Origin of the sequence: Mammaliicoccus sp. O-M54, from assembly GCF_022386035.1 — a bacterium.
GTDB lineage: Bacteria > Bacillota > Bacilli > Staphylococcales > Staphylococcaceae > Mammaliicoccus > Mammaliicoccus sciuri_A.
The window spans coordinates 740,712-758,772 of sequence record NZ_JAJNJE010000001.1; the positions used below are offsets into that span (position 1 = coordinate 740,712).

The 18,061-nt window shown below is 32.2% G+C and carries 18 protein-coding genes; 10 read left to right on the plus strand and 8 right to left on the minus strand.

The features are described 5' to 3' along the window. Positions 1–47: 47 nt before the first annotated feature. Together LQ673_RS03690 and msrA are read right to left on the minus strand one after the other, a co-directional pair. Positions 48–665 (minus strand): DedA family protein, encoded by a 618-nt coding sequence (locus tag LQ673_RS03690; RefSeq protein WP_037587958.1) that lies wholly within the window; start codon positions 663–665, stop codon positions 48–50. Between the two features lie 93 nt (positions 666–758). Further along, entirely contained in the window at positions 759–1,259 is a 501-nt protein-coding gene (gene msrA, locus LQ673_RS03695; protein WP_037587960.1) for a peptide-methionine (S)-S-oxide reductase MsrA, read from the minus strand. A gap of 154 nt (positions 1,260–1,413) precedes the next feature. Between msrA and LQ673_RS03700 the strand changes: the two genes are divergently transcribed. Further along, positions 1,414–2,391: an LCP family protein gene (locus LQ673_RS03700; RefSeq protein WP_126476733.1), complete on the plus strand. Its 978-nt coding sequence runs from the start codon at positions 1,414–1,416 to the stop codon at positions 2,389–2,391. A gap of 71 nt (positions 2,392–2,462) precedes the next feature. On the opposite strand, the gene LQ673_RS03705 is transcribed toward LQ673_RS03700, so the two are convergent. Together LQ673_RS03705 and LQ673_RS03710 are read right to left on the minus strand one after the other, a co-directional pair. Further along, the gene (locus tag LQ673_RS03705) at positions 2,463–2,648 is read right to left on the minus strand and encodes a 2-hydroxymuconate tautomerase (RefSeq protein WP_037560206.1); all 186 of its coding nucleotides are present in this window, start codon (positions 2,646–2,648) and stop codon (positions 2,463–2,465) included. Then, positions 2,648–3,661, minus strand: a complete 1,014-nt coding sequence (locus LQ673_RS03710; protein ID WP_159316269.1) for a cation diffusion facilitator family transporter — start codon at positions 3,659–3,661, stop codon at positions 2,648–2,650. Before LQ673_RS03710 ends, LQ673_RS03705 begins: the two co-directional genes overlap by 1 nt. Positions 3,662–4,055: 394 nt before the next feature. Between LQ673_RS03710 and mqo the strand changes: the two genes are divergently transcribed. From mqo to LQ673_RS03730, 4 genes are all read left to right on the plus strand, one after another. Further along, a complete protein-coding gene (gene mqo, locus LQ673_RS03715; RefSeq protein ID WP_037587966.1) occupies positions 4,056–5,540 on the plus strand; it encodes a malate dehydrogenase (quinone) in 1,485 nt (494 codons plus the stop codon). A 128-nt stretch (positions 5,541–5,668) separates the two neighbouring features. Beyond that, on the plus strand, positions 5,669–6,073 hold the full coding sequence (locus tag LQ673_RS03720; protein ID WP_025905962.1) for a sporulation protein: 405 nt from the start codon (positions 5,669–5,671) through the stop codon (positions 6,071–6,073). Positions 6,074–6,214: 141 nt separating this feature from the next. Beyond that, complete coding sequence (locus tag LQ673_RS03725; protein WP_191835546.1) at positions 6,215–7,435, plus strand: Y-family DNA polymerase; 1,221 nt, start codon at positions 6,215–6,217, stop codon at positions 7,433–7,435. A 113-nt stretch (positions 7,436–7,548) separates the two neighbouring features. After that, a complete protein-coding gene (locus tag LQ673_RS03730) occupies positions 7,549–7,962 on the plus strand; it encodes a VOC family protein (RefSeq protein WP_191092286.1) in 414 nt (137 codons plus the stop codon). 58 nt (positions 7,963–8,020) lie between these two features. Here LQ673_RS03730 and LQ673_RS03735 read toward each other — a convergent pair whose 3' ends face one another. Both LQ673_RS03735 and LQ673_RS03740 read right to left on the minus strand, forming a co-directional pair. Continuing rightward, a complete protein-coding gene (locus LQ673_RS03735; RefSeq protein WP_191835547.1) occupies positions 8,021–8,728 on the minus strand; it encodes a GntR family transcriptional regulator in 708 nt (235 codons plus the stop codon). A gap of 108 nt (positions 8,729–8,836) precedes the next feature. Next, a complete protein-coding gene (locus LQ673_RS03740) occupies positions 8,837–9,931 on the minus strand; it encodes a tartrate dehydrogenase (RefSeq protein ID WP_037587972.1) in 1,095 nt (364 codons plus the stop codon). 176 nt (positions 9,932–10,107) lie between these two features. Between LQ673_RS03740 and LQ673_RS03745 the strand changes: the two genes are divergently transcribed. Both LQ673_RS03745 and LQ673_RS03750 read left to right on the plus strand, forming a co-directional pair. Then, positions 10,108–11,379, plus strand: a complete 1,272-nt coding sequence (locus LQ673_RS03745; protein WP_037587973.1) for an SLC13 family permease — start codon at positions 10,108–10,110, stop codon at positions 11,377–11,379. A 72-nt stretch (positions 11,380–11,451) separates the two neighbouring features. Beyond that, positions 11,452–12,588, plus strand: a complete 1,137-nt coding sequence (locus tag LQ673_RS03750) for a glycerate kinase (protein WP_191835548.1) — start codon at positions 11,452–11,454, stop codon at positions 12,586–12,588. A gap of 32 nt (positions 12,589–12,620) precedes the next feature. Here LQ673_RS03750 and LQ673_RS03755 read toward each other — a convergent pair whose 3' ends face one another. Further along, a complete protein-coding gene (locus tag LQ673_RS03755; RefSeq protein ID WP_191835549.1) occupies positions 12,621–14,135 on the minus strand; it encodes a Na+/H+ antiporter NhaC family protein in 1,515 nt (504 codons plus the stop codon). 207 nt (positions 14,136–14,342) lie between these two features. Here LQ673_RS03755 and LQ673_RS03760 point away from each other — a divergent pair, with 207 nt between their 5' ends. Both LQ673_RS03760 and LQ673_RS03765 read left to right on the plus strand, forming a co-directional pair. Continuing rightward, positions 14,343–14,546: a helix-turn-helix transcriptional regulator gene (locus LQ673_RS03760; protein WP_025905978.1), complete on the plus strand. Its 204-nt coding sequence runs from the start codon at positions 14,343–14,345 to the stop codon at positions 14,544–14,546. After that, positions 14,543–15,268 carry a DUF3169 family protein gene (locus LQ673_RS03765; protein WP_204171107.1) on the plus strand — a complete coding sequence of 242 codons (726 nt, stop codon included), beginning with the start codon at positions 14,543–14,545 and terminating at the stop codon, positions 15,266–15,268. Before LQ673_RS03760 ends, LQ673_RS03765 begins: the two co-directional genes overlap by 4 nt. A gap of 509 nt (positions 15,269–15,777) precedes the next feature. Here LQ673_RS03765 and LQ673_RS03770 read toward each other — a convergent pair. Next, a complete protein-coding gene (locus tag LQ673_RS03770) occupies positions 15,778–16,869 on the minus strand; it encodes a prephenate dehydrogenase (RefSeq protein WP_049318928.1) in 1,092 nt (363 codons plus the stop codon). Positions 16,870–16,982: 113 nt separating this feature from the next. Here LQ673_RS03770 and LQ673_RS03775 point away from each other — a divergent pair, with 113 nt between their 5' ends. Further along, positions 16,983–18,029: a M42 family metallopeptidase gene (locus tag LQ673_RS03775; protein WP_191836573.1), complete on the plus strand. Its 1,047-nt coding sequence runs from the start codon at positions 16,983–16,985 to the stop codon at positions 18,027–18,029. The last annotated feature ends 32 nt before the right edge of the window (positions 18,030–18,061 follow it).

Here is an 18,061-nt window from a genome sequence, read left to right on the forward strand (position 1 = left end):
TCATAACCAATCCATAAAAAAGGGGTTATGAAAGTTTTATTTTTTATTTAATTAACACGTGTTTCTTTAATGCGTTTATACCATAAGTATAAGACGTACAGTACTGCTATTGCGATAATCACGATAAACACTTTAGAATACATACCTACATATACGAGAATTTGATGCCAGTGATTACCAAGCATTTTACCGAGCATAATTAGAAATATATTCCACATACCTGTACCGATTGCTGTTAAAAGTATAAATACGGGTAAGTTCATTTTAGTTATACCAGCAGGTAATGAAATGAGCGTTCTGACGATTGGGATAAAGCGTCCTAAAAAGATAGCCCAATGTCCATATTTATCTAACCATTGAATGGTCTTATCTAAGTCTTGTGTTTTGATACCTATATATTTGCCTCGTTTATGTATAAATTTATATAAACGTTCTTCTCCTATAAATGCACCAATACTGTATAATACAAGTGCTCCGAGTACGGCTCCTAAAATTGTAAGTAAACATACAATTATGATATTCAACTCTGACTGTGATGTCATGAAGCCTGCAAATGTTAATATGATTTCAGAAGGGAAGGGGTGTATAACATATTCTAAAAATACGAGTATGAAGACACCGATATATCCATAATGCGTCATAAAATCAGTAATCCATTGTTCCATAATGTTCTCCTTTTATATCTTAAATACTGATAGATGTTATATAAAAATAACAGTATAGCATAATTGTATACGATACTGTTATGCTATACTTGTTTATTTTAAACTTTGTCTAATTGTTTGTTCTTCTTGATATCTTTCAGGATTCTTCTTATAGAAATCTTGATGATAATCTTCAGCTTTATAAAAAGGCTTATATGGTAATAGTTTTGTAACGACTGATTTTCCCTCTGGTAATTCTTTATTGAGTTGTTCGATATATTGTTCAGCAAGTTTCTTCTGATCATCATTTGTATAGAAAATAGCTGTTTCGTATTGCGTACCTCTGTCTTGGAATTGTCCATGAGCATCAGTAGGGTCAATAATTGCAAAATATATTTCTAGCAGTCTATTATATGAGAATAAAGCTACATCATATTGGATTTCGACAACTTCATAATGTCCGGTATCACCCTTTTTTACTTCTTCGTATGTAGGATTTTCAGTTGTTCCACCCATATAACCTGAAGTCACTTTATCTATTCCTTCATATTGGTCAAATGGCTTAACCATACACCAAAAGCATCCTCCTGCAAAATACGCTTTATTCATATTCATGATATTTTTACCATCCTTTATTCAGTCTCAAGTCTTATTTTTAAGTTAGCTTTGCAATTTTTCTTGATTTTTAGTATATAAATTGGTTAACTTAATGTATGAGTCTCATTATAATATAATTAGACTCAATTTTGAAGATAAAAGGTTGGTAACAATGACTTCGCATAATCAATCAGAAACTGAAGATAATCGTCAAACGAATATACCTACAAGAAGAAAAAAGCGTAGAATTAAAAAAAGACCTTTTATTTTCTTAGGTATCATCTTACTTTTAATTGGACTTGGATTTTACATTAATGCTTCGTACAAATCTGGTTTGAAAGTTTCATCAGATAATGGTAAAAAGCAGCAATTACATAAATTCAATAGTACAACGCGGAATGATGGTAAAGTAAATGTGCTCGTATTAGGTGAGGACCGCAAAGTAGATAATTCACAACCTAGAACAGACTCAATTATGATTGTTCAATACGATTACTTGAAAAAAGATCTCAAAATTGTATCTGTCATGAGAGATATTTATTCAGAAATCCCAGGTGGCTATCGTAATTATAAGATTAATACTGCATATTCATTAGGCGGACCTGAATTATTACGTAAGACATTGAAGAAGAACCTTGATATTGATCCGGAATACTATGCAATTATCGATTTTGATGGATTTGAAGAAATGGTCGATGAAATTGCACCTAAAGGCGTTCCAATCGATGTTGAAAAAGATATGTCTGCAAAAATTGGTGTTACTTTAAAACAAGGGCAACATAATTTAAACGGGAAAGAATTATTAGGTTATGCGCGCTTTAGACACGATGAAGAAGGTGACTTTGGTCGTGTTAGAAGACAACAACAAGTTATGACTGCACTAAAATCAGAATTGATGAGTGTAGATTCAGTTGTTAAAGCACCTAAATTAGCTGGTATTGCTAGAGGTTATGTTAATACCAATTTAGATGATCAAACTATTTACAAAACGGGAGCTAGCTTCTTAGCTAGAGGCGATAAAGATATTAAGACGTTAACAGTCCCTGTTAAAGGTTCTTATACAAATGAGAATGACATTGAAAATGGGGCAGTATTAAAAATCGACAAAGAAAAAAATAAAGAAGCAATTAAGAAATTTCTTAACGATTAATCATTAAGGAAACTAAAAAAGCAATAAATGGTCAAAGTGACCATTTATTGCTTTTTATATTGATAGAGTTCTTATGAATCAGATTTACGAGTACCAGCAACACCGTAGTGTTCAGGTTTCATTTCTTCAATAATCACATGAATATTTTCTTTTGGTGCTTTTGCATTTTGATGAACAGCTTCTGTAACATCTTTTACAAGACCTTTCAATTGTTCATCAGATCTACCTTCAATTAATTTAATATTTACGATTGGCATTATAAACGCTCCTTATTATATTGAATATTTGCTGAAGGACCACTATCTCCATTCCAGTCTGTTTGACCGTCATCTTCTATGAATTCAATGTTCACATCTTCAACATGAGATAAGTCTAACAATTTTAATATAATCCGTTTTCTGATATCTGACAACTCTTTAAGTGTATAATTGTGATTAACTTCTAATAAACATTCTATATGAAGTGCTTCTCCTTCTTTAATAACAGCGAGTCTTTTAATATCACTAATTGCTTTATCATCTAATATGACACGTGAAGCATGTATTTCAGATTCATGATCTGCAATACCAAGAACGCCTTGTGCATTTTCAATGAAGATAATACCCACAACTACAAACATCATCACACCAATGATGACTGAAGCAATACCTTCTAACATACCCAATCCTGTTAATCTTGCGATAATTATTGAAAGAACGGCAATAATACCACCGCCAGTAGCAACAGTATCTTCCATGAATACTAATTTTGTTGCAGGTTTTGCTTTACCAATCAGTAAATAACTTTTAGTAAATGGTGTCAATAATCCTTTACTGCTTTCACCAGCTTCTTCCAAAATTTCTTTACCAGCTTTTCTTAAAACACTACCTTCTAAAATAATACCGATAGCTAGAACAGCGATATTAATCCAGAAGAATAATATTGGTCCGCCAGTTTCATTGGGATGGACAATATGGTGAAAACCTTCTTTAACTGTCTCGTAAGATAAAATACCTACAATAATAACTGCTATTAAACAGACGAGGTTAATTAATCTTCCGTATCCAAGAGGAAACTTCTCATTAGGACTTCTTTTAGAAAATGCTGATCCTAAAAATACGAAAAGTTGGTTTGCTGCATCACCGAAAGAGTGCATCATTTCAGCAAACATCGCAATGTTTCCTGTAAAGATAAAAGCGAATAACTTTAAACAACCTAGAATAAAGTTAACAATTGCAGCAGAAAGCGAAGACTTGCTTCCTTTTTTAAGTAAATTAATGAAAGCTTTCATAAAAAACTCCTTTAAAATATTTTTGTTTTGATTATACCACTATAATACCCAAATTTTTTATAATATAAGTATTTTTATGTAAATATCATAATAATATTATGTAAACTATAAATGTTAATAGAATTTTTTTAAACCATCATTTAGGGAATGTGTTATACTATTTATATAGATATATTAATTAAGTTATACTAATTCTCGACTATTTTAATGTAACTTAATAATAAAATTAACTTATTACACATTGTGCACTTGTTGTCACTTTTTAAATGAAAGTATAAGGTTTATAATAGTAGTAATACATAGATTAATTCATACAAATTATTCATTTGTATATTTTTTATGGACATATATTTAGTCGAAATGGTTAATATTGAAAGGGGCTCTGTAGTTAATTATGAATGCTTTACATAAGAAAACAGATGTAATATTAATTGGTGGAGGCATTATGAGTGCTACTTTAGGTACAATGCTTAAAGAATTATCACCAAACTTAGAAATTAAATTATTTGAAAAATTATCAAAACCTGCTGAAGAAAGTTCTAACGAATGGAATAACGCGGGAACTGGTCATTCAGCATTATGTGAATTGAATTATACTAAAGAAGAGGCGGATGGTTCAGTTAATATTGATAAAGCAATTCAAATAAATGAACAATTTCAATTATCAAAGCAATTTTGGACATATTTAGTAAACAAAGGTAGTTTAACAGATCCACAATCATTTATTCGTCCTGTACCACATATGAGTTTTGTGTATGGAGACAAAAATGTACAATTTTTGAAAAATAGATGTGATGCATTATCAAAAAATCCATTATTCAATGGTATGACGTTTACAGATAATTTTGAAACGTTAAAGCATTGGATGCCACTTATGATGGAAGGGCGTTCTCAAGATGAAAGAATTGCCGCAACTAAAATTGAATCTGGTACAGATGTAAACTTTGGGAATTTAACACGCTCACTATTAAGTGACTTAAAAGACCAAGGCGTAGAGTTAAATTATAATCATTCTGTTCAGAATATTCGAAGAAATGAAGATAATTCATGGCAATTAAAAATCTATAATGCCGAAACTAAAAAGGTTGAATATCACAATACTCAATTTGTGTTTATCGGTGCTGGTGGCGGTAGCTTACCACTTTTACAAAAAACAGGCATAAAAGAAGCTTCTAATATTGGAGGTTTTCCAGTTAGTGGTTTATTTATGGTATGTAATAATGAAGAAATTATTGCTAAACACGATGCTAAAGTATACGGTAAAGCAAAAGTTGGCGCGCCACCAATGTCAGTACCACATTTAGATACTAGATACATTGAAGGTAAGCGTTCATTATTATTTGGACCATTTGCTGGTTTCTCACCTAAATTCTTAAAAACTGGTTCAAACTTAGATTTATTTGGTTCAGTGAAACCGAATAATATCTTTACGATGTTATCAGCTGGTTTAAAAGAAATGGGATTAACGAAATATTTAGTAGAACAAGTCTTATTGTCAGATGAAAAGCGTCTAGAAGAACTAAAAGAATTTATACCGACTGCTAAGTTAGAAGATTGGGATATTGTAATTGCTGGTCAACGTGTACAAGTCATTAAAGATACAAAAGAAGGCGGAAAGGGTACATTACAATTTGGTACTGAACTTGTAACAAGTGAAGATGGCTCTATTTCTGCATTATTAGGTGCCTCTCCAGGTGCTTCTACTGCTGTACATGTTATGTTGCAGTTACTTGAAAAATGTTTCCCTAATGAATTTGTAAACTGGGAAGATAAAATTAAACAAATGATTCCTTCATTTAGAACAAATTTATCTGATAATCCAGATTTATTTAATGAAATTAATACATCTACTTCGAAAGCTTTAGGATTATATAAGTAAGTTTATGTTGAAAATTGACGTTTGTTAAAAAATATAAATTATAATTAAAAAAATCCTCTTTAATCACTTTAAATTTTAGTTTAATCGAGTTAAACTATCTTTAATGAAGATTAAGGGGGATTTGTATTATGTTTGAAAAGTTACTTACCTCTATAGGTGTCGGTAATCTAACAATCGATACGCGTTTAGAAAAAATGACTTTTAATGAAGAAGAGCCCATAAAAGGTAAAGTAATATTTAAAGGCGGTTCATGTGATTTAGAAGTTAAATATATTGAATTGTCACTTATTGAACGCGTCAATAATCAAAATGAGGATAGTGATTTTTCGGAATTTGATTATGAATTGCATAAGCATAAAGTTAATCAATCCTTCTTGATTAAGAAGAAAGACCATCAAGAATACGAATTTGAATTTAAATTAGAACAAATTGAATTCAAAGGCGAGCCAGAAGAAATATTTTTAAAGACACATGTTCATATTGATCAGTCAATTGGCGCTGACGACGAAGAAAAATTAAGTATAGTACGATAACTTATAATGAAGTCCTATAAAGTAGACCTATAAGAGGTTAATCTTTGTAGGACTTTTTTATTTAGACAAATAAATCTCTTGAAATAGAACATGTGTTCGTATATAATGATAATACAAACAAATGTTCTGGGAGGTGATGTGATGTACAATTACAGTGATTTCCAAGAGAGATATATTTTATGTTTAAGTCATCATAATTTTTTTGCAAATGTGTCATGTGTTTCTAAAGGTATTAACCCCAATGAATATAAATTAGCTGTTATTTCAGATACGAAAAGGCAAGGCGCTATCGTTATTTCTGCTACTGAGCCGTTACAAGAATTAGGAATCAAGACTGGTTCAAGACTATTTGAAATACCACATAGAAATGATATCTTTATTATCAATCCAAATATGAAACAATATATAAACTATGCAAATGCTATTTATAAAGTATTACTTAAATATGTACATGCAGATGATATCCAACAACATCGTGTAGATGAAATTTTTATCGATGTGACAGATTATTATAAACAATATTGTGATAATCCAATTGAATTTGCTGCAAGGATCCGAACTGAAATTGAACAAGAAACACAATTGAATTGTCATATAGGTATTGGACCGAATATGTTGCTGAGCAAGTTGGCTTTAGATAGCGAGTCTTACCAACATGATCAATCAATTAGAGTATTAAATTATAGCGATATAAGAGATAAAGTGTGGCCGATACATCCATTGCATAAAGTGTGGGGGATAAATGATCGGTTAGAAAAGGAATTAAATGAGCTTGGTTTATATACTGTTGGAGATTTAGCACGCTATCCAGTTAATAAATTAACACAATTATATGGAACGATGGGTAAGGAATTGAATTTAATCAGCAATGGAATAGATACTAATACTGTACGAGAAGCGCATAGTATTTATAATCCGAACATTAAATGTGAAGTCGCGCTTGAGAAACAATACCAATATTATGAGATGAAAGAAATCATTCTTCAACAAGTGGAACGTTTAACAAAGCAATTAAGATCTAGAAATTTATTAGTTAAGACAATTGCTTTTTCACTGAAAAGTAATGTCAATACAATCTCTAAAACTTATACTTTAAAAGATGGCACGAATATTACGATGGATATATTTAGAGTAATCTGGAGTTTTACAGAACAGTTAAGTGATAAACATGAGAAGTATTCAGCATTAAATATTTCACTTTCACAACTCGTGCCAGAACGAGCTCGTGAACTGAATTTATTTATAGATACATTTGAACGTGAACGTGATGAAGCATTAGCATTGCTTTCTAATGAAATGAGTGTAAATCACTCAAATAGAAGACAAGAAGAAAGTATTCATAATCTAGTCGATCATAGATGAAATACAGAAAATAATCACTATGTGTTAAAAATGTAAACTTTATTAACATTTGACAAACTCTTTGCACATTTATATACTTATTTTGATTAACAATCAAATATGGGGAGTGGTGCATGGTGATTAAACAAGTTACACCTTATCTTTACTTTAACGGAACTTGCGAAGAAGCGTTAGCGTTTTATAGTGAAGCATTAGATGGAAGCGTAAGAGAATCACAAACTTATGGTGACGCAGGTGTAGATGCCTCCGAAGATCCTAATAGAATTATACATGCACAATTAGAAGTTAATGGTCATTTATTTATGTTTTCTGATATACCAAATGACGATGATTCACTTCATAAGAATCACAATATATATGTTGTTTTAGAATTTGAAACAGAAGAACAAATTAATGAAGTTTATAATATCTTTAAAGAAGGTGGACAAGTTCAAATGGAACTTGGACAAACTTTCTGGGGTCAGACATATGCAAAAGTAATAGATAAATTTGGTATAGGTTGGGATTTAACTTATACTCATCAATAAAATAAAGTATAAAGAAAAACCATAAACAATTTTTGAGTAAAGTTTATGGTTTTTTAATCTAGTCATTTAATGAATGAACAATTTCTCCCCACGATCTTTTTCTGTGAGATTGCATAGCTAATCGTGCTGCATGCTTATCTTTAGCTTCTATGCATGCAATAATCGCTTTATGCTCAACGATAGATTGATATGGAACAGGACGATCATTTATTGTGAATAATCTAGCTCTAAATAATTGGTCTGCATGAATATTAATAACGCTACTTAAGCGTGTATTATTTGCAAAACTAATTAAATCTGCATGGAATTGATCATCTAATATCGACCATTCGTATAAATTATTTTGTTCAAGTTGTTCTTGTTGTAATTCTATTAAATGCTTTAAATGTGCTATATTTTCTTCTGTCACTTTAGTTGTCGCTAATTCTACTGCCAAACCATCTAATGTTTCAGTAATTTCATAGATTTCCTTCAAATCATGCTTTTTTATCGGATTGATATGAAAGCCACGCCTCGGAATTAAGGTCAGTAATCCTTCAGTTTGTAGTCTCACTAACGCCTCTCTAACAGGTGTGCGACTCATTTCTAAAGCTTCAGCAATTTCTCTTTCTAAAATTGTTTGACCTGGCTCAAGTATTAAATTTTTAATCGCAATACGTAATATATGATAAGCACGAATAGGTAATCGCTGTTCATCTAACTGTTTAGCGATGTCTAGAAGTTTTCCTTTTAAAGAATCATACTCAATTTGATGCTCTTCTGACATGTCGTATCCTCCTCATTCAAATAATAAAAAATACACGTCTTTCTTAAAATGAGTTTCTCTCATTATAACAGAAAGACGTGCGGTTATATAAAATGATTACGAATAAAATTATTGCTTCACATTTGAATGTAAGTTCTCAATAATTGAATCTGCCATTTCTTTAGTTGTTGTATTACCACCAATGTCTATTGTAAGTGCGCCAGAACCAGTCGCTTTCTTAATAGCTTCATTGACTTGATTTGCTTCTTCTTTTAATCCTAAATGATCTAACATTAATGCTGCACTACCAATAGCTCCAATAGGGTTTGCGATACCTTTACCAGCAATATCTGGTGCAGAACCATGAACTGATTCAAACATACTTGGATAACGACGATCTGGATTTAAGTTTGCACTTGCTGCAATACCTAAACTACCTGCTAATGCACTACCTAAGTCAGATAAAATATCTGCTAATAAGTTAGATGCAACTACGACTTCTAAATCTTCTGGATGTAACACAAAGTGTGCCGCCATAGCATCAACTAACCATTGATCAGTTTCCACATCAGGATATTCTTTGCTCACGCGTTTAAATACATCATCCCATAATACCATCCCATATTGTTGCGCATTACTTTTAGTAACACTTGTTACTTTTTTACGTTTACGCTTTCTTGCAGTTTCAAAAGCATATCTAATAACACGTTCGCAGCCTTTTTCTGTAAATAAAGATGATTGAACGGCTACTTCATTTCCTTCACCTCTACCAGTAAAGTTACGACCACCAACACCTGAATATTCACCTTCAGAATTTTCACGGATGAGTACCCAATTTAAAGATTCAACATCAGGATGATTTAATTTACTTTCAACACCTGGTAAAAATTCAACTGGACGAATATTAGCCCACTGGTCAAATCCTTGGCATATAGCAATTCTCAATCCCCATAAGCTAATGTGGTCGGGAACATTTGGGAACCCAACAGCACCAAAGTATATAGCATCATAGTCTTTTAATGTTTCTAGCCCATCTTCCGCCATCATGCGACCATTTTCTAAATAATACTCACATCCCCAAGGGAAGTAATCAAAATCAAATGAAAATTGATTATTGGATTGCTCTGCTAAATGATCTAATACACGAACCCCTTCGTTAATAACTTCTTTACCAATACCATCACCTGGAATGACAGCAATTTTAAATGTTTTTTGTTGTGACATGATAAATAACCTCCTGTTTCTTTGTGATACATCCATTATTAAATAATGTATACGTTAATGTCAACATATAACTTAAAAAGAAAAATATTTCACTAAATTATTGACTTAATGTATACGTTAATGTACGATGATTGAAATGAAAACGCTATCAAATTTTGGAATAAGGGGTGTTTAGTATGGATAGTTCAATAATTACTTTAATATTTTTAGTGTTTGCAATAGTTATGTTCGCTTGGGAAAAGATACCGTTAGCAGTAACTGCGATGATCGTCGCAATTGGATTAGTCATTACAGGCGTACTTAAACCTGAAGAAGCTTTTGCAGGATTCGTTGATAGTAACGTACTATTATTTATGGCTATGTTTATTGTTGGTGGCGCGTTTTTCGAGACAGGAATGGCTCAAAAAATAGGGGGAATCGTCACAAAATTTGCTAAAACTGAAAGACAATTAATTATTTCTGTAATGTTAATAACTGGTTTAATGTCAGGTGTACTATCTAATACGGGTACTGCAGCAGTTTTAATACCAGTTGTAATTGGTATTGCAGCAAAATCCGGTTTTTCAAGATCTACTTTACTATTACCATTAGTTTTTGCAGCTGCAATGGGTGGTAACTTAAGTTTAATTGGTGCACCTGGTAACATGATTGCACAATCAGCGCTTAAACAAATAGGTGATGGATTTGGATTTTTTGAATATGCAAAAGTAGGATTACCAATTCTGATTATCGGTATATTATATTTCACTTTAATTGGACATAAATTATTACCTAAAAGAGAAGAAGTCGATCTTGAAGAAGATTCAATATATGCACAAGAAGTTGATTATTCAAAGGTTCCAAAATGGAAACAAGTTATGTCTTTAGGCGTATTGATTTTAACTGTTATTGCAATGATTTTTGAACAGCAAATTGGTATTGCGTTGCATGTTTCTGCATGGATCGGTGCTTTAGTATTAATAGCGACAAGAGTTATTCCTGAGAAAAAAGCAATGAGATCAATCGATATGAATACGATACTGTTATTTGTAGGTTCACTTGCTTTAGCAAATGCTATTCAAGTATCTGGTGCAGGAAAGGTGATAGCCAGTTCATTAATGAGTACATTAGGTAAAGACCCGTCTCCGTATGTATTATTATTTGTTATACTCGTGTTATCTGCTACTATGACGAATTTTATGTCTAACACAGCAACAACTGCATTATTAGTTCCGATTAGTATTTCTATAGCAAATGGTATGGGAGCTGATCCTAGCGCTGTATTAATGGCGACTGTAATCGGTGGTTCACTAGCATTTGCAACACCAATTGGTATGCCTGCCAATACAATGGTTTATGGTCTTGGTGGATTTAAGTTTAAAGACTATGCTATAGCGGGTATCCCACTAATTATTTTATCTATCATTGTTTCAATGATTCTATTACCAATATTCTTCCCATTTTATTAATTAAATCTGTTAATTTTATAATTTTTCTGTAACATATAAATAGAACGAAATCTTAAGAAGGTGGCGTTATTCATGAAAGTATTAATTGCACCAGATTCCTTTAAAGGTAGTATAGATGCACTCAGTGCTGCGCAAGCGATAGAACGTGGCATTTTAACAGTAGATCCTGAAACTAAAACGTTTCTTCTTCCAATGGCAGATGGTGGAGAAGGTACGATGATTAATTTAGTGCAAGCAACTAAAGGAACAGTAGTAGAAGTTAATAGTATAGATCCGTTATCAAGACCTTTACAATCAAGTTATGGTATAACTGGCGATGGAAAGACAGCTATTATAGAACTAGCAACAAGTTCAGGGATTGATTTACTAAAACAAGAAGAACTTAATCCTTTACATACGACCACTTATGGAACAGGCTTACTTATTAAAGATGCCATTGAAAAAGGTATTAAACATTTTATTGTATGCTTAGGTGGAAGTGCTACAAATGATGCGGGAATTGGTTTGTTACAAGCATTAGGTTATCAATTTGTAGATGAAAATGGTGTAGATATACCATTAGGTGCAGAACATATTTATAACATTGTTACGATAGATGAATCAAATGTGATGCCACAAATACATGATGTGAAATTTGAAATTGCTTGCGATGTGACGAATCCATTCGTTGGTAAACAAGGGGCGAGTTATATATTTGGTCCTCAAAAAGGTGCAACTCCAGAAATCGTTGAAAGGCTAGATCAATCATTTATTCATTTTGCAGATGTTATTAAGACAATTAAAGGCAAAGTAATAAGCAATATAGAAGGTGCTGGCGCTGCAGGTGGAACAGCAGGTGGCATGTTAGCGTTCTTAAATGCAGAATTAAAAAGAGGTATTGAACTTGTAGTAGATTTTGTGAATTTTAAAGATATTATTAATGAGAATGAAATAGACTTGATTATCACTGGTGAAGGCAAAATAGATGGTCAAACTTCTGGTGGTAAAGTCATATCAGGAATTGCACAAATTGCAAAATCTTATCAAATACCTGTTATCGCAATTGGTGGTACGGTTGAGATGCCATTATCAGCACTTTATGAACAAGGTTTAACTGCGGCATTTAGTATTGCTAATGGTCCTATGACTTTAGAAGATGCTATGAATAATGGTGATAAACTCATTGAACAACAAACTGAACAAATTTTTAGAGCGCTTAAATGGATATAATGAAAAGAGGTGGGAAAAATCCCACCTCTTTTTTAATGATTATACCGATATTTCTGAACTTGATTAATAATGAGGACGCCACAAATCATGAATAAGATAGCTAAAATAAGTGTGAATTTAAAATCAATCATACTTGTAACAAGTAAGGCAATCGTTGTTACAACGCCATTAAATATAGCAATCGGTACTTGGGTCTTGTTGTGATCTTTATGGTCAGCACCAGCACCTGTTGATGATAATATGGTCGTATCTGATATTGGAGAACTATGATCGCCAAAGATACCTCCAGAAATAACGGCTCCTATACAAACTGCTAACGAAATGTCTAAATGATACCCTAATGGAATTGCGAGAGGTAACATAATTGCAAATGTACCCCAAGATGTTCCGTTTGCGAAAGACATACATGCACCAACTAGGAATATTAAAGCAGGTACTATAGCAGGTGGTATCGTGCCATCAATGACTTGAACGATGTAGTTAGCCGTTCCTAATTTGTCTAATACACCGCCTAATGACCAAGCTAATACTAAAATAACTAAAATATCTGTCATGTTTTTCATACCGGAAGTATAAATATTTAATGACTGGCTAATAGTTTTAACTTTATAAAATAACATTAATAAGATAATAGAAATAGCAGCAAAGAAATAAGATAAACTTAAAGCTATTCTGAAATCTTTTCCTTCCACACTCTGGAATGGAAAGCCTTTTGGTGCTAATAATGTAAACAATGAAACAATTAAGATGACGATAGGTAACCAAATTAAAATAGGTTTACTTTTATTTTCAACATCTTTATCGACTTCCACACTTTCTCTTAATGGTTTCGCATTGTCCCAATAAATTTGTCCAGTATTCATTATTCGATCCTCAGCTGCTTTCATAGGTCCGAAATCTAATTTTAATAAAATAATAAGAGGAACGATTAATACCGCAAGGACTGGATAAATAAAGTAGGGTAATGAAACCATAAAGGCATCCCATGAGGACATATCTATACTTATTCGTTTAAATTCTGTATCAATTAAACCCATAATATAAACGCCCCAACCAATAAACGGTACCATTACAGAAACTGGAGATGCTGTTGAATCAATAATCCAAGCTAATTTTTCACGTGATATCTTCGCTTTATCAAATAAACTTTCATAAATTGGACCAACAATTAAAGGTGTGCCCATTTCTGAAAAGAATATTATAATACCACTAAACCAAGCAGCAAGTTGGATTTTGATACGACTTTTCGCACCAGATATAAACCGATTCGCAAATGCTTTTGCACCACCTGAATTTTCAAGCAACGCAACAAAGCCCCCGATAAACACTAATAAAATAAGTATTCCGGCATTATATTCATCAGCAACTGTGCTGTACAAATAATCTCCAAGTAATTTTTTTAAAGAAGAAATTGGATGAAAACTCGTTAACAAGAGTATGCCTGAAAATAATCCTAAAAATAATGAAACAATAACACTTCTTGTAAGTAATACCATAATGATGGCTATAATTGGAGGAATAATCGACCAAAAGCCAAAATGATCCATAAAAATACCCCCCTTCAAAATATTCTGAAATATGTAATTATTTAATTTTCACATATAATTACAAATAAGTAAATATGATTTTAATAAATTAACAAAGATATGCATTCTTATACATAGTAGTTGTGACAATTATATATAACAAAATGACAAGTACAGTTGTCATTTTGACTATAATCATGTATATTGATAAATGTAGGTGGTGGTCAAATGAGAAATAGGGTAAAAGAGTTAAGAGCTCGGGAAGGATTTAACCAAACTGAATTGGCTAAAAGAGCAGGTATTTCAAGACAAACAGTTTCTTTGATAGAACGGAATAACTTTATGCCATCTGTATTGACTGCTGTTAGAATAGCAAGAATACTCAAAGAAAATGTTGAAGATGTTTTCATATTCGAGGAGGATGAATTATGAAAAAGAATAAAATTATGTTAATAGGTAACTTAATATTATATATGTTGATCGGTGGTTTAGTAGGAGGATTACTAACAAGTATTTTTAAAAAAGGACATGACTTTTTAGAAATTGAACTTACGACCTTGCAAACTGATATTACAGCCATTATTCTAGCAATCTCATTAATCAGTTTATTTATCATTTTATTAAACGTTTATAAAAAAGCTGAAAAATATAGAATATATGAAACAAATCCAGAAAATGAAGATGAAATAGAAATACAGTTAGAAAAAACATTAATTTATCCACCCATATTACTTGGTATCATTATGACAATAGCATTAACAATATTAAACATCGTCATTAACTTAACAAAAGAACCAAGTATGATGTCATTGTTAATTGCGATGATTTCATTAATAGCAACAGCACCAATATCATATATGCATTTATCTAAATTGAGAAAATTATACCCAGAGCGAAACTATCCTAAAGCAGGAGATAAAAAATTAAATGAAAAAATGATTGATATGATGGATAGTGGAGAACAATATATTACATTAATTGCACTACAAAAAACTTATACACTGAACCAACAATTAATAATAGGATGTATAGCACTAGCATCAATATTCTCGGTTTCTTCAGATAATAATCAATTCTTTAGTGTGTCACTATTGATTATTTTATATTTAGTCAACACAATGTATTACTCTAAAAAAGTATCAGAAACAATATAAAAAACTGACTAATAGGCAGTTTTTTGTTTGAATATAGGGGGATGTACAATAGAAGGAATCCAAGTCATAGCTTAACGACTGAGTAAAGCCAAGAAATCGTCCAAGTCATGGCTTAATGCCTAACTTAAGCCAAGAGATCGTCCAAGTCATGGCTTAACGTCCTAATTAAGCTAAGAGATCGTCCAAGTCATGGCTTAATGCCTAACTTAAGCCAAGAGATAGCCTAAGTCATGGCTTAACGTCCTAATTAAGCCAAGAGATCGTCCAAGTCATGGCTTAACGTCCTAATTAAGCCAAGAGATAGCCTAAGTCATGGCTTAACGTCCTAATTAAGCCAAGAGATAGCCTAAGTCATGGCTTAATGCCTAACTTAAGCCAAGAGATAGGTCAAGTCATGGCTTAATGCCTAACTTGAGCCAAGAGATCATCCACAGTCATTTCCTCAAATCAAAACAAAGCCAAGAGACCTTAATTCTCTTGGCTTTTTTCCCATTTCTCAATATTCAATATTACAATGTATACGTATCAAATGATTGTAAGGCTTCTATTGCGCGATCTCTGTCTGTGCTTGATTTGAAGCTTAATCTTAATGCACCCATAATATCTTCTCTTACTTCTAATATTCGGATGTTTGTAATAGAGATGTGATTTTGTCCGAGTATTCTTGTTACTTCACTGATCATACCTGGTTTATCTGGGATATCAACATATAAATCGAATGTTGAAGTTAAGGCACCTTGTTCTTTAATAGGGAGTTGGTCTCTATATGTTTTGGCTGATTGATAAAAATCATGAATTAATGCTGGATTTCCTTCTTCAATCATTTCTTTCGTATGTGTCATTTGTTCAATCCAATTTTCCATAAGTGTGACAAGATGTTCTTTATTTTCTAATGTGATGTCACGCCACATATCTGCATTACTACTCGCGATTCGTGTGATGTCACGGAAACCGCCTGCTGCTAGTGTTCTGACATATTCGGATATTTGTGTATTTTCTTCATTCATATGAATTAAACTTGATGCGATGACATGTGGAAAATGACTGACGACACCTGTTACATAGTCATGTTCTTTTGCTGACATTTTGATGAATTTTGCTTTAGTAGGTTCTAGCAAATGTTTAACTTCACTATAAGCCGCTTCATTTTCCGCTTGATCATATATCAATACATAATAAGCATTCTCAAATAAGTGCTTTTTAGAATTTGTGACACCTGACTTATGACTACCTGCCATTGGATGTCCGCCGATTAAATGAATATCCTGTTCTAACAATTGTGATTCAAGTGAACTTAATCCTAATTTCGTACTACCTGTATCGGTAACGATTAATCCTGGTTTAGTATCAATTTCTAATAAGCGCTTACCGTACTCGATAGATTGTTGTACGGGTGTGGCTAATATAATTAAATCTGCTTGACGAGCACTAGAATCAAAGTCCGTTGCGATTTCATCTATAATTTTCATAGATAATGCGATTTCTGAATGTTTTTCAAAATAATCGTAACCTGTTATATGTAAATTGGGATGATAAAATTTAATATTTTGTATTAAACTCCCACCAATTAATCCTAGTCCAACAATAAATACGCGTTGCATAAAATCCCTCCAATACTTTAATAGTTTAAAGTAAGTTAGTGTGTGAAAGCAAGTGTTATTGATTTATTTTTTTAAAAGTATAGAATGATAATAAATGTATAAGGAGTGGTAATATGACAATTAACGTAAAAGAAACGATCGATACAATTAAAGAACTTGTTTACATTAATAGTCCGTCTGGGTTTGCTGATCCAGCAGTTGAATATTGTAGAAAAGTTGCTGAGTCATTAAATTATGATACGAGTGTAACACACAAAGGTGGATTATTTATCAACGTACCAGGAAAAAATGATGATGCACAACGTCTGATTACAGCACACGTAGATACATTAGGTGCAATTGTTAAAGGTATTAAAGAAGATGGTAGATTACAACTAGATTTAATTGGGGGATTTAGTTGGAATGCGATTGAAGGGGAGTATTGTACCATCACTACACAAAGTGGAAAAGAAATAACAGGTACCATTTGTTTACATGAAACAAGTGTCCATGTTTATAAAAATAATACTGAAATTCCACGAAATGCCGAACATATGGAAGTAAGACTTGACGAAAAAACATTTAATCCAGAAGATACAAGAGCATTAGGCATTGAAATTGGAGATGCTGTGAGCTTTGATCCAAGATTTGTACATACAGAATCAGGATTTGTTAAATCTCGTCACCTTGATGATAAAGCAAGTGTTGCGATGATTTTACAATTTTTGAAATACCTTAAAGAAGAAAATGTTGAACTTCCACATACGACACAATTTTATATTTCGAACAATGAGGAAATTGGATATGGTGCAAATTCAAGTATTTCAGATAAAGTTGTAGAATTTATCGCTTTTGATATGGGGGCATTAGGAGATGGACAAGCTTCTGATGAATACACAGTATCTATTTGTGTGAAAGATGCTTCAGGACCTTATCATGTAGGTTTGAGAAATCATTTAGTCAATTTATGTAAAGAAAATGATATTCAATATAAATTAGATATATATCCTTATTATGGTTCTGATGCTTCTGCTGCTCTACATGCTGGTGCTGATATTAGACATGGATTATTCGGTGCAGGTATTGAATCTTCACATGCTTTAGAACGCACACATGAAGATTCTATTCTTGAAAGTGAAAAGTTATTAAGAGCTTATTGTTTATCAGAAATTAAAAACTAATCAGAATTTAAGGGTTGACATTTAAAATTTAT